Source organism: Microbacterium commune, assembly GCF_014836945.1.
In the GTDB taxonomy this organism is placed as follows: domain Bacteria; phylum Actinomycetota; class Actinomycetes; order Actinomycetales; family Microbacteriaceae; genus Microbacterium; species Microbacterium commune.
In genome coordinates this window covers 1364789-1376034 of the sequence record NZ_JACSPX010000001.1, presented here as the reverse complement: position 1 = coordinate 1376034, position 11246 = coordinate 1364789, and the positions used below count along the sequence as shown (strand labels likewise).

Sequence of the window (11246 nt, the reverse complement as noted above, 5' to 3'; positions counted from 1 at the left end):
GTGGATGGGGTCAGGCGCCGCGGTGCACGGCGGCGAGTTCGTGGACGACCTGCTTCGAGCCCTCGTAGAGGCGCACGTAGCGGTCGAAGAGGGCGTCGTAGAGATCGCGCAGCACGGGATCCGGGGTGATCCGCTCGGCGATCGGGTTCCAGTCGCCGATCGCCGGCTGGGCGCCGGGAGCGCCCACCGCGTCGGCGGCGAGGAAGGCCGCGCCGTAGCTGGCGCCGATGGTGGTGGCCGGCACCTCCTGCACGAGACCGGTGACGTCCGAGACGATCTGCAGCCAGAGCCGGCCCTGAGTGCCGCCTCCGACGGCGACGATGCGGCGGATGTCCGCCCCGGCGGCGCGCATCGTCTCGACGTTGTGGCGCACGCCGAGGGCGGTGGCCTCGAGTGCCGCGCGGTAGAGGTCGCCCCGGGTGTGCTCCAGGGTGAGCCCGGCGATCACCCCGCGCGCGTCGGGGTCCTGGATCGGTGTGCGCTCACCGGCGAAGTACGGCAGCATCAGCAGGCCGCGGGCGCCGGGTCCCGATGCCTCGGCCTCGGCGAGGAGCTGCGGGTAGTCGGCATCCGTGAGGTCCTTGAGCCAGGCCGTGAGCGCGCCCGAGGTCGACAGCCCGCCGGCGAGGTTGCGGGTGCCGGCGAAGGCTCCGGCCGTGGTCCACATCGAGGGCGTGCGCAGCGTCTGCTCACCGGTGGCGATGAGGAACATCGTCGTGCCGTACATGAGCATGAGGTCGCCGCTCTCGTGCGCGCCGACGCTGACCGCCTCCGTCCAGGCGTCGATGGTGCCGGTGATGACGGGCGTTCCGGGCGGGATGCCCGTGGCCGCGGCAGCTTCGGCGGTGACCTCGCCGGCGATGTCACCGGCCCAGGTGAGGCGGGGCGGCTCGAGGCGCTCGGCGTAGCGCTGCCACCACGGCGCGTGCCAGCGCTCGTTCTCGATGTCGTACAGCGGCGAGGTCTGGCTGGCGGACTGGTGATCGAGCACGTACGCGCCGGTCAGCCGGTGGGCCAGCCACGACGCCGGCATGAACAGGCGCGTCGCGCGCGCCCAGGCCTCGGGCTCCTCCTCGGCGACCCACGCGATCTTCGCGCCGGCGGCCTGCGAGGTGAGCACCGAGCCTCCGACACGGGTGATCTCGTCGACGCCGAGCTCGGCTGTCATCCGGGCGATCTGTGCGGTGGAGCGGGTGTCGACGCCGTACAGGATCGCGGGGCGCACCGGCAGGTCGTCGGCGTCGGTCAGCAGCACGCACGGACCCATGCCGCTGACGCCGACGGCGACGATCTCGGTATCCGGCACGGTGGCGATCAGCTCCTGCGCGATGCTCCGGAACTCGTCCCACCAGATGCCGGCGTCCATCTCCACCCACCCAGGGCGGGGCCGGTCCACCGTGTGCGCCCGCGTCGTCGACGCGAGGATCGTGCCGTCCTCGGCGACGAGGACGCCCTTGGTGCTCGACGTTCCCACGTCGACTCCAAGCGTGCCGCGCATGGCATCCTCCTCGATCGCTGGGTTCGTCGCTCAGTCTATGCGAAATCGATTTCATCCAACAGATCACGAGTCGTCTGCCGCCGTTCACGGGGGCGGTCCGCGGTTCGCGGGGCGGTCCGGCGCTCAGGGGGCGGGCTCAGCCGACAGCAGCTCGCCGCCCAGCACCACCGTGCGCGCCTGCTGGCGGTCACCGTCGATCCGCGCGAGCAGCATCCGCGCGGCCGTGACGCCCATCTCCCTGGCGGGCAGGCGCACGACGCTCACCACCGAGGGCGAGAGCGTCGTGAAGGGCAGCGACCCGATCACCGCGACGCCCAGGCGCGGCGGGGTCAGCCCGTGCTCGGTGAGCACCTGGATCGCACCGACGCCGATGAGGTTGTTGCCGGCGACCACGGCATCCGGCGGCTCGGGCAGCCGAAGCAGCTCCTCCATCGCCGCGCGCCCGCCGTCGACGCGGAACGTCGAGAACCGCAGCAGCTCGTCCGGCGCCGCCCGCCCCGCGTCGCGGTGCGCCTGGCGCCACCCCTGTGCACGCTCGGCGGCGGTCTCGATGTTCTCGGGTCCGCCGATGTAGGCGACCCGGTCGTGCAGCTGCAGCATGTGAGCGGCGGCGATCCGGCCCGCCTCGCGGTTCGCCATCATCACCCCGTCGATCTCGCGCCCGGTGCGGCGATCGACCGCCACGACGGGACGTCCGGTCGCGAGCACCTCGTCGATGTCAGGGTCATCCGACGCCGCGGCGAGGATCACTCCCGACATGTTCTCGGCCATCGCGATGCGCAGGTAGGTCGACTCCTTCTCGGTCTGGGAGTCGGAGTTGCACAGCACGACCGAGTACCCGGCCGTGCTGGCCACGTCCTCCACGCCGCGCGCCATCTCGGTGAAGTACGGGTTCTCGATGTCGGGGATGATCAGGGCGATGACCTCGGAGCTCTGCCGACGCAGCGTGCGGGCGGCCCGGTTCGGCGTGAACCTCAGCTCGGCGGCGGCTCGGCGCACGGCCTCCGTCTTCTGCGGCGACACGCTCGTGCCGTTGAAGACGCGCGAGACGGTCGCCGGCGAGACGCCGGCGAGCCGCGCGACGTCGTAGATCGTGGCCACGTCTCCCCCTACGGCTGGATACGCACACCCTACCGCGTGGCTGAAACCGATTGCAGTCTGCGTCAGGCGTGCGCGCCCACGACTCGGGCGACCGCGGCCCTGGCTGCGGCGTCCGGCTCGTCCAGCGCCATCCGGCAATGCGCATCGGCGACCCCGAGCACCCGGTAGCCCTCTTTCATGCGCGCCATGTCGCCGCCGATCCAGGAGACGACCTCGTCGACAGCGGCCTGCGCCGCGGTGATGGCTGCGGGGTCCCCCGCGCGGCCGGCGTCGGCGAGCGCACGGAACGGCTTGGGCGTCACCGACGACACCCCTGACACGACCCCCTGCGCGCCGGCCTCGACAGCGGCGATGAGATCGCGGTCGGCGCCGGTGTAAAGCTCGAACCCGTCCGGCACCACGGCGCGGTAGGCGGCCAGCTCGTCGAGCGAGAGCTCACTGACCTTGGCCCCGACGACGTTCGGCAGCTGCGCCAGGCGCACCAGCAGGTCCGGAGAGACGGGGTTGCCGCTGCGCGCGGGATAGATGTAGACATACAGGCGGCCGTCGCCGACGGCATCCGACACCTGACGGAAGTACTCCACGACGGCGTCGTCCGACGCGCGCAGGTAGTACGGCGTCAGGGCGGCGAACTCGGTCGCGCCGCGGGAGCGGGCGATGCCCACCAGCCGCACGGCCTCGAACGCGCTCGGTCGGCCGACGTGCACGACCACCCGCATCCGCCCCGCGAGCTCGGCCAGCGCGGCGTCGACCAGAGCGGTGAACTCCTCGACGTCGACCGCCGGGAACTCCCCCGTCGTGCCGAGCACGAAGGCGCCCTCGTTGCCCGACCCCGCCACGTAACGGAAGATGGCCCGCGACCCCTCGAGGTCGAGCGATCCGTCGCGGTGGAACGCGGTGGGGATCGCGGTGAGGATGTCGTAGCGGGTCACTTCTTCTCCTTGGAGTTCTTCTTCTTGGTGATGCTTCGCACGGTCGAGGTCAGCAGCCCCGGATCGGCCGAGAGCTCCTCGCGAGCGTGACTGATCTGCTGCACGCTCTCGGTGTCGAGCACCGAGTCCGCGAATGCGGCGCGCTGCGTGCGGGGCTTGCGGGCCGCCCTGATCGCCGGCATGACGATCGACAGCACGGCCAGCGCGAGCAGGGCGATCGCGATGGGGCTCACCACCTCGAAGAACGGCTTGGTGGGCAGGATCGCGAGCGTGCGGGCGAGGTTCTCCTCGGCGAGCGGACCGAGCAGCAGGCCGAGCACCACCGGCCCCGCGGGCACCTGCATGCGCTTGAGCAGCACTCCCACGACGCCGAACACGAGCATGGTGACGACGGTCGACAGGCTGTTCGAGGTGGCGTACGTGCCGATGACGCAGAACAGCAGGATGCCGCTCCACAGGTACGGCTGCGGCACATCCAGCAGCTTGACCATGCCCCGCATGCGCACGAGGCTGAGCGCGAGCGAGAGCAGCGTGGCGATCAGCATGATGCCGACGATCGAGACGACGAGGTCGGGACGGTTGGTGAACAGTGTCGGGCCGGGCGTGATGCCCCAGATGATCATCGAGCCGATCATCACGGCCATCACGGAGTCGCCCGGGATGCCGAGCGCCATCGTGGTCGTGAGCGATCCGCCGAGCGTCGCGCTGGAGGCGGTGTCGGATGCCGCGACGCCCTCGATCGAGCCCTTGCCGAACATCTCGGGATGCTTCGAGGCCTTGCGCGCCCGCTCCCATCCGATGAGGCCCGCGATGTCGCCACCGGCGGCCGGGATGAGCCCGACGCCGAGCCCCACGGCGCCGCCGACCGCGGTCGCCCGGCCGGACTGCGCGAGCTCCGACCGGTTGGGCCACCAGCGGCCGAGGCTCGAGATCGGTCGCACATGCGACTTGCGGTGCGTGAGCAGCTGGTCGAACAGCTCGGCGATGCCGAAGAGGCCGATGATCACGGCGATGAAGTTGACACCCTCGACGAGCTCGAGCACGCCGAAAGTGAAGCGCTGGTCGGCGGTGGCGGCGTAGGTGCCGACGGTGCCCAGCATGAGTCCGAACAGACCGGCGAGGATGCCCTTGAGCATCGACTTCGAGGAGATGCCGATCATGATCGCGATGCCGAACACCACGAGCGCAAACAGCTCGGGCGATCTGAAGTAGTCGCGGGCGAAGCTCGCGACGGGCACGGCCGCCACCGAGAAGAGCACGAGGGAGGCGAGGATGCCGACCGCCGAGACGATGGCCGAGATGGTGAGGGCCAGACCCGCCCGGCCCTGCTTGGCCATCGGGTACCCGTCGAGCGTGGTCGCGATGGATGCCGGGGTGCCGGGCGTGTTGATGAGGATGGACGGCACCCGGTCGCCGAAGTTGGCGGCGACGTAGATGGTCAGCAGCACCGCCAGGCCCTGCACGGGCTCGAGCGTCATCGTGAACCCGGCAGCGAGGGCGACGGCCATCGTCGCGGTGATGCCGGGGAATGCGCCGACCATGAAGCCGAGCACGAGGCCGACGCCGACGTACAGCACCATCGAGATGTCCAGCAGGGAGCTCACTCCCTCGACGAAGAAGTTCACAGCGGGATCCTCAGGAGCATGCCGAACACGACGTAGACGAACGCCGTGACCGTGACGGAGTAGATGATCAGGCTCACGGGGCGGCGGTGGCCGTAGGCGAGCATGAGGGCGGCCATGAGCAGGCCGGCCGCGATCGGGAACACCTCGACTCGGTAGCCGAAGAGCACCACCGCGCTCAGCGACCATGCGGCGATGAACGCGCCCACGATCGCGAGGGTGAGGATCACCCGGCGCACACCGCCGGGCTGGATGCGCTCGACGTCCTCGCGGGTCGGCGCCGGCCGGGTGAGCGCGATGACGAGCAGGAGGACGGCGACGGCGACGGCGCACGTCCCGAGCACCGTGGGCCAGAACCGGGCATCGATCTGACCGGCGGCCGCCGCCCGGCGCAGCGGCGTCTGCAGCGCGAGGGCGAGGTAGCCGGCGGCGACGGCCAGGGCGACCCCGGCGAACAGCACCTCGATACGGCGCGACGGCGCCGCGCCCTGGTACTCGTCCGCTGCGGTGGCGTCCGCTGCGGGGGTGTCGGTACTCGACATCAGTGCATCCTCTCGAGGGCGCAGGGACCGGGTCGATGACCCGGCCCCTGGGTGCCGCTCAGCCCAGCAGGTCCTTGAACAGGTCGAACTGGTCGTTCACGAACGAGGTCCACTCCGCCGAGTCGCGGTAGACGACGAGGTTGCCGGCGTCCTTCTGGAACTTCTGGTACTCCTCGGAGTCGACGGCCTTCTTGACCGCGTCCTCGAGGGTCTTCTTGACGTCGTCCGGCAGGCCCTTCGGAGCGTAGATGCCGCCCCAGCCGCCGAACTCGACGTCTTCGCCGATCGCCTCGGCGACGGTGGGAACGTCCTCAGCGTCGGGGTGGCGCTCGTCGTTCATGACCGCGAGGATCTTCACGGCGTCACCCTGCGCAAGCGCTTCGCCGAGGCCGGAGACCGCAGCGACGGTCTCGCCCGAGGCGGCGGCACCGACGGCGGTCGCGCCGCCGTCATACGGCACCGGCGAGAAGTCGGCGTTGGCGGCCTTGCCGAGTCCGAGGGTCGCAGCCTCCCAGATCGAGCCGGCACCCGAGTTGGCGACCGTCACCGCGCCCGCCTGAGCCTTCTCGACGAGCGCCTCGAGCGAGTCGATGCCGCTGTCGGCGCCGACCGTGACGACACCGGGCGCCAGCATGATCTGCCCGAGCAGGTCGTACTCCTCGGGCAGCACGGCAGCACCCTGGGTGGTGTTGAGCATCGCGATCTCGACGGGCGCGAAGCCGATCACGTAGCCGTCGGCCTTCTGATTGCCGACGTACTCCATGGCCAGGGCTCCGGCGGCGCCGGGCATGTTCTCGGGGATGACGCTGACGTCGAGGATCTTCTCGAGCTCGGTCGCCAGGGCGCGCGAGGACAGATCGGAGCCGCCGCCTGGGTTGGCCTGGATGATCAAGCGGATGTCCTTCTCGGGGAAGGCCGATTCGGCACCTCCTTCATCGACCTTGGTGCAGCCGGCCAGGACGAGCGCGGTTGCGGCGACGGCGGCGATGGCTGCGGCCGCTCGGGACATGCGGATGCGGGGCATCTTTGCTCCTCGGTGCTGGTCGACCGTGTTGTCGACGTGGCGACAGTAGCATCGTTGACTGTTAACAGTCAACATCTAGCGTCGTCAGCACGCTTCCGATCCGTCGGCGACCCTTTCAGCAGGCGGGCCGATCAGCCGTTCTGCTGGGTCAGCTCGCTGAGCATCCGATCCCGCGCACCGTCGAGATGCGCCGTCAGCACGTCAGCGGCGCGGTCGGCGTCACCGCTGCGCATCACGTCCATCAGCGTGACGTGGTCGGCGGCGGAATCGTGCAGGTCGTCGTCGTGATTGATCGTCACCTCGAGCAGGGCCGTGAAGGTCGGCAGGTACTGCCGCCAGGCCCCCTCCAGCCGGGGATGATCGGCGAGCGCGTAGATCTGCGAGTGGAAGTCGAGGTCGGCCTCCACGAACGCGGCGTGATCGGCGGCATCCGCGGCGTCGGCCATCCGGTGCACCGCGTCGGCCATCCCCCGCCACCGCGCGTCGTCCTCGACGCGGATCGCCCTCGACAGCGCGAGCTGCTCGAGCGCGCCGCGCAGGCTGTACAGCTGATCGACGTCGTCGTGACTCAGGCCGACGACGAACACGCCGCGGGGACGCTGGATGCGCACGAGCTTCTCGAAGCTGAGCTGCGTGAGCGCATCGCGCACAGGGCCGCGGCTCACCGCGAACTCCTCGGCGAGCGCCTCTTCGGTGATTCGCTCCCCGGGCGCGAGCACACCACGCACGATGCGCTGCCGCAGCAGGTTGGCGATCTGCGTACCCAGCGATTCACCTCGATTGACGGTGTCCGGCACAGTGCCCCCCTTGTCGACTGTTGACAGGTTACATCGTGCCGGGCACCGGGTACGATCGGTGGGTACGTCCCCCGAGCACCAGGAAGCGAGGTGGTTCACCATGTCGAGTGACAGTCATAGTCGCAGACACGTCACCCCCTCCGCTTCCGCACCGCTCGGCTGAGCGGCGGCGTCTGCTGCGACGCACGCCCCGCGTTCTCCGCGACGCGCTCAGTGCGGTGCCTTCCCCCAAGGCTCGCCATGACCCCCTTCCAGCTCCAGTCCGTCTCCGAGGCCGCCGACGACATCCGCCGTCTCATCTCGGAGCAGGATCTCGCCGGCGCATCCGCCCGGCTGACGCCGCTGTCCGTGCCCGAGGTCGTCGAGCTCGTCGATCGACTCAGCATCGAGGATGCGGCCATCGTCTACCGACTGCTCGCGAAGGCGCGGGCACTCGACGTGTTCGAAGCCCTCTCCCCCGGCACCCGGGGCGACCTGGTCGGTGCCCTGCGCCGCGCCGAGGTGACCTCGCTGTTCGCCGAGATCGACCCCGACGACCGGGTCTGGCTGCTCGACGAGCTGCCGGCGTCCGTCGCCCCGCAGCTGCTGCGCGGCCTCACCAGGCAGGAGCGCGACCTGACCGCGGGGATGCTCGGCTATCCGCACCACTCAGTCGGCCGGCGCATGAGCCCGGAGTTCGTCACCACGCACCCGCAGCTCACCGTGCGCGAGACGTTCGCGCGCATCCGGGCTGCGCTGGACAGCGCCGAGACCGTCTACACGCTGCCGGTGACCGACGCGCGACGGGTGGTCGGGATCGTGAGCCTGCGGGATCTGATGTCGGCAGACGAGGAGGCCCTCATCGTCGACGTCATGAGCGACCCGCACGTCGCCGAGGTGACGGAGGACGCGGAGGTCGTCGCACGCCGCACCACCGACTACGGCCTGCTGGCCCTGCCCGTGGTGGACGGCGAGCAGCGGCTCGTCGGCATCCTCACGATCGATGATGCCGCACGCATCCTGAAGCAGGAGGAGAGCGAGGATGCTGCCCGGCAGGGCGGTGTCGAGCCGCTGCGCCGCTCGTACCTGTCGACGCCGATCCGTCGCCTGGTGCGCTCGCGCGTGGTGTGGCTGCTCGTGCTCGCGGTGGGCGCCACCCTCACCGTGCAGGTGCTCGACGCGTTCGAGGCGACCCTCGCGCAGATGACCGTGCTGGCGCTGTTCGTGCCGCTGCTGATCGGCACCGGGGGCAACACCGGCAATCAGGCCGCGACGACCGTGACCCGCTCGCTGGCGCTGGGCGAGATCGTCCCGCGCGATGTGCGCAAGGTGCTCTCGCGCGAGATCAGGGTAGGGCTGTGCCTGGGGCTGCTGCTGGGCACGCTCGGATTCGCGATCGCCGGGCTGGTGTACGAGTGGCACATCGGCCTGGTGGTGGGTCTGACCCTCGTCGCCGTGTGCACGGTGGCCGCGTCGATCGGCGGGATCATGCCGCTCGCCGCTCGGGCCATCAAGGTCGACCCGGCGGTCTTCTCGAACCCGTTCATCACGACGTTCGTCGATGCGACGGGGCTGATCATCTACTTCCTGATCGCCAGGGCCGTGCTCGGGATCTGACCGGCCGCTCTACGCGTCGGGTGCGTCGGCCGCGGCTGCCTGGGGCGCATCGACGGCGGCGTGGCGCGGATGCCACAGCACGACCTCGGTCGACCGGCGGATGCGCCGCCCGGACGGCAGGGTGACGACCTGCCCGGATGCCCCGGCGGCGAACACGCGCACACCGGGGCGGTTCTCGCGCTCGGCGCGCAGGGCGCCCTCGAGCTCGTTCACACGGCGACGCAGCATCCGCACCTCGTCCTCCAGATCGAGCAGCCGGGCGATGGCCGGCAGGCTCATCCCCTCGCTCGAGAGCTGGGCGACCTCGCGGAGCTGCTCGATGTCGCGCATCGAGTAGCGCCGCGAGCCGCCGCGGGTGCGGCCGGGCACCACCAGGCCGATGCGGTCGTACTGCCGCAGGGTCTGGGGGTGCATTCCGGCCAGCTCCGCGGCGACCGCGATCGCGAAGACGGGCGAATCGGCATCCATGATCAGGCCTTCGCCCTCGCCATCATCTCGGCCCGCGGGTTCTCCTTCGGACCGAGCTCCTGGAAGCGCTGCAGAGCCTCCTTGGCGGCGTCGTCGAGGTGCGAGGGCACGGCGATCTGCAGCTCGGCGAGCAGGTCACCGGCGCCCTTCGCCGTCGTCACACCGCGCCCCTTGACCCGCAGCACGCGCCCGGAGGGCGTGCCGGGGGCGACCCGCAGCTTCACCGTCTCGCCGCCGAGGGTGGGCACCTCGATGGTCGCGCCGAGGGTCGCCTCGGCGAACGTCACCGGCACCGTGAGGCGCAGGTTGAGTCCGTCGCGGGTGAACACCGGATGCGGGCGCACCTTCACCTGCACGACGATGTCGCCGGCCTCGCCGCCGTCGGGCGACGGTCGCCCTCGGCCGCGCAGACGGATCTTCTGTCCGTCCTTCACGCCTGCGGGCACCTTCACCTTGAATGGCTTGCCGTCGCCGGCCTGCAGGGTGATGGTGTCGCCCTGCACCGCCGTGGCGAAGTCGAGGGTCGTCGTGGCGGTGAGGTCGGCGCCCTTCTGCGGGCCGCCGAAGCCGCGGTACCCGCCGGTGGGCTGGCCGAAGCGGCCGGACCCGAACGAGCCGCCGCCCTGCGAGAACATCGAGAAGATGTCCTCGAAGTCGGCCTGGCTCGCGCGTCCGCCCTGCCCGAACCGGCTGAAGACGTCGTCGAAGCCGCCTGTCCCGCCCGCTCCGGGCGCGGTGAAGCGCGCACCCGAGCCCATGGCGCGGATCTCGTCGTACTCGCGACGCTGCTCGGCGTCGCTGAGCACGCTGTACGCCTCGCTGATCTCCTTGAACTTCGCCTCGGCCGCGGCATCACCCTGATTCGAATCGGGGTGGTACGTGCGGGCCAGCTTGCGATACGTCTTCTTGAGATCGGCGTCCGAGACGTCCTTCGAGACGCCCAGCGTCTTGTAGAAGTCCTTGTCGAACCAGTCCTGGCTAGCCATCGATCACCTGTTCCTACTCGGCGGGAACAGCGACGACGACCTTCGCCGGCCGCAGCTCGACGTCACCGAGACGGTAGCCGACCTCGACGACCTCGAGGATCGTGGAGGTGGTCGCACCGGGGGTCGGCTGCTGGAAGATCGCCTCGTGCTGCTGCGGGTCGAACTCGTCGCCCGCCGCGCCGTAGGCGACGACGCCGAGGCGCTCGACCACGGCACGCAGCTTGCCGGCGATCACGGCGAACGCGGAGCCCTCGACGAGGTCACCGTGCTGCTGAGCCCGGTCGAGGTCGTCGAGCACGGGCAGCAGGCCCTTCGCGGCCTCGCCCTTGGCGCGGTCGACCTCGACGTGGCGTTGCTCCTCGGTGCGGCGGCGATAGTTGGCGTACTCCGCGGTCAGACGCTTGAGGTCGACGAGCAGCGCGTGCTCGGCGTCGGCGATGCCCGCGTCGGAGCCGTCTTCGGATGCCGCCTCGTCGATCTGCTCGGCGTTCAGGATGTCGTCGACGGTGAGGTCGTCGTCGGATCCCTCGGCCGCAGCGGCCTCGGCGGAGTCAGGGCTCTGGGGAGCGTCGCTGTTCTGGGGAACGTCGTGGTTCTGCGACGCGGGGCCGGATGCCTGAGCATCCGACCCCTCGCCGGGAACCTCGGCGCTGTTGTCGTCGAAGTTCTTGTCCGTCATG

General features: G+C 70.6%; 11 protein-coding genes. 1 reads left to right on the top strand and 10 read right to left on the bottom strand.

Annotated features, from left to right (window positions below; all coding sequences use genetic code 11):
• Nucleotides 1-10 precede the first annotated feature (10 nt).
• The 7 genes from H9633_RS06375 to H9633_RS06345 all read right to left on the bottom strand — a co-directional run bounded on the left by H9633_RS06375 (nucleotide 11) and on the right by H9633_RS06345 (nucleotide 7516).
• Nucleotides 11-1498 carry an FGGY-family carbohydrate kinase gene (locus H9633_RS06375; protein ID WP_191712490.1) on the bottom strand — a complete coding sequence of 496 codons (1488 nt, stop codon included), beginning with the start codon at nucleotides 1496-1498 and terminating at the stop codon, nucleotides 11-13.
• A 123-nt stretch (nucleotides 1499-1621) separates the two neighbouring features.
• Complete coding sequence (locus H9633_RS06370) at nucleotides 1622-2599, bottom strand: LacI family DNA-binding transcriptional regulator (protein ID WP_191712489.1); 978 nt, start codon at nucleotides 2597-2599, stop codon at nucleotides 1622-1624.
• Between the two features lie 62 nt (nucleotides 2600-2661).
• Nucleotides 2662-3531 carry a dihydrodipicolinate synthase family protein gene (locus H9633_RS06365; protein ID WP_071641945.1) on the bottom strand — a complete coding sequence of 290 codons (870 nt, stop codon included), beginning with the start codon at nucleotides 3529-3531 and terminating at the stop codon, nucleotides 2662-2664.
• Nucleotides 3528-5156, bottom strand: a complete 1629-nt coding sequence (locus H9633_RS06360) for a tripartite tricarboxylate transporter permease (RefSeq protein WP_191712488.1) — start codon at nucleotides 5154-5156, stop codon at nucleotides 3528-3530. The genes H9633_RS06365 and H9633_RS06360 overlap by 4 nt, the downstream gene beginning before the upstream one ends.
• Nucleotides 5153-5695: a tripartite tricarboxylate transporter TctB family protein gene (locus H9633_RS06355; RefSeq protein WP_071641941.1), complete on the bottom strand. Its 543-nt coding sequence runs from the start codon at nucleotides 5693-5695 to the stop codon at nucleotides 5153-5155. Before H9633_RS06355 ends, H9633_RS06360 begins: the two co-directional genes overlap by 4 nt.
• A gap of 58 nt (nucleotides 5696-5753) precedes the next feature.
• On the bottom strand, nucleotides 5754-6719 hold the full coding sequence (locus H9633_RS06350) for a tripartite tricarboxylate transporter substrate binding protein (protein ID WP_191712487.1): 966 nt from the start codon (nucleotides 6717-6719) through the stop codon (nucleotides 5754-5756).
• A 131-nt stretch (nucleotides 6720-6850) separates the two neighbouring features.
• Nucleotides 6851-7516 (bottom strand): GntR family transcriptional regulator, encoded by a 666-nt coding sequence (locus H9633_RS06345; protein ID WP_071641937.1) that lies wholly within the window; start codon nucleotides 7514-7516, stop codon nucleotides 6851-6853.
• 240 nt (nucleotides 7517-7756) lie between these two features.
• Here H9633_RS06345 and mgtE point away from each other — a divergent pair, with 240 nt between their 5' ends.
• Nucleotides 7757-9112, top strand: a complete 1356-nt coding sequence (gene mgtE / locus H9633_RS06340) for a magnesium transporter (protein ID WP_191712486.1) — start codon at nucleotides 7757-7759, stop codon at nucleotides 9110-9112.
• 9 nt (nucleotides 9113-9121) lie between these two features.
• Here mgtE and H9633_RS06335 read toward each other — a convergent pair whose 3' ends face one another.
• The 3 genes from H9633_RS06335 to H9633_RS06325 are packed head-to-tail and all read right to left on the bottom strand — an operon-like array spanning nucleotide 9122 to nucleotide 11245.
• Nucleotides 9122-9580 (bottom strand): heat shock protein transcriptional repressor HspR, encoded by a 459-nt coding sequence (locus H9633_RS06335; protein WP_191712485.1) that lies wholly within the window; start codon nucleotides 9578-9580, stop codon nucleotides 9122-9124.
• A gap of 2 nt (nucleotides 9581-9582) precedes the next feature.
• Complete coding sequence (locus tag H9633_RS06330; protein ID WP_071641933.1) at nucleotides 9583-10566, bottom strand: DnaJ C-terminal domain-containing protein; 984 nt, start codon at nucleotides 10564-10566, stop codon at nucleotides 9583-9585.
• Between the two features lie 13 nt (nucleotides 10567-10579).
• Nucleotides 10580-11245 (bottom strand): nucleotide exchange factor GrpE, encoded by a 666-nt coding sequence (locus tag H9633_RS06325; protein ID WP_191712484.1) that lies wholly within the window; start codon nucleotides 11243-11245, stop codon nucleotides 10580-10582.
• Nucleotide 11246 lies beyond the last annotated feature (1 nt).

Excerpts from the sequence above, each read along its gene's own strand:
- H9633_RS06375 (WP_191712490.1), bottom strand. The coding sequence starts at position 1,498 with ATGCGCGGCACGCTTGGAGTCGACGTGGGAACGTCGAGCACCAAGGGC.
- H9633_RS06355 (WP_071641941.1), bottom strand. The coding sequence starts at position 5,695 with ATGTCGAGTACCGACACCCCCGCAGCGGACGCCACCGCAGCGGACGAG.
- H9633_RS06350 (WP_191712487.1), bottom strand. The coding sequence starts at position 6,719 with ATGCCCCGCATCCGCATGTCCCGAGCGGCCGCAGCCATCGCCGCCGTC.
- mgtE (WP_191712486.1), top strand. The coding sequence starts at position 7,757 with ATGACCCCCTTCCAGCTCCAGTCCGTCTCCGAGGCCGCCGACGACATC.
- H9633_RS06335 (WP_191712485.1), bottom strand. The coding sequence starts at position 9,580 with ATGGATGCCGATTCGCCCGTCTTCGCGATCGCGGTCGCCGCGGAGCTG.
- H9633_RS06330 (WP_071641933.1), bottom strand. The coding sequence starts at position 10,566 with ATGGCTAGCCAGGACTGGTTCGACAAGGACTTCTACAAGACGCTGGGC.
- H9633_RS06325 (WP_191712484.1), bottom strand. The coding sequence starts at position 11,245 with ATGACGGACAAGAACTTCGACGACAACAGCGCCGAGGTTCCCGGCGAG.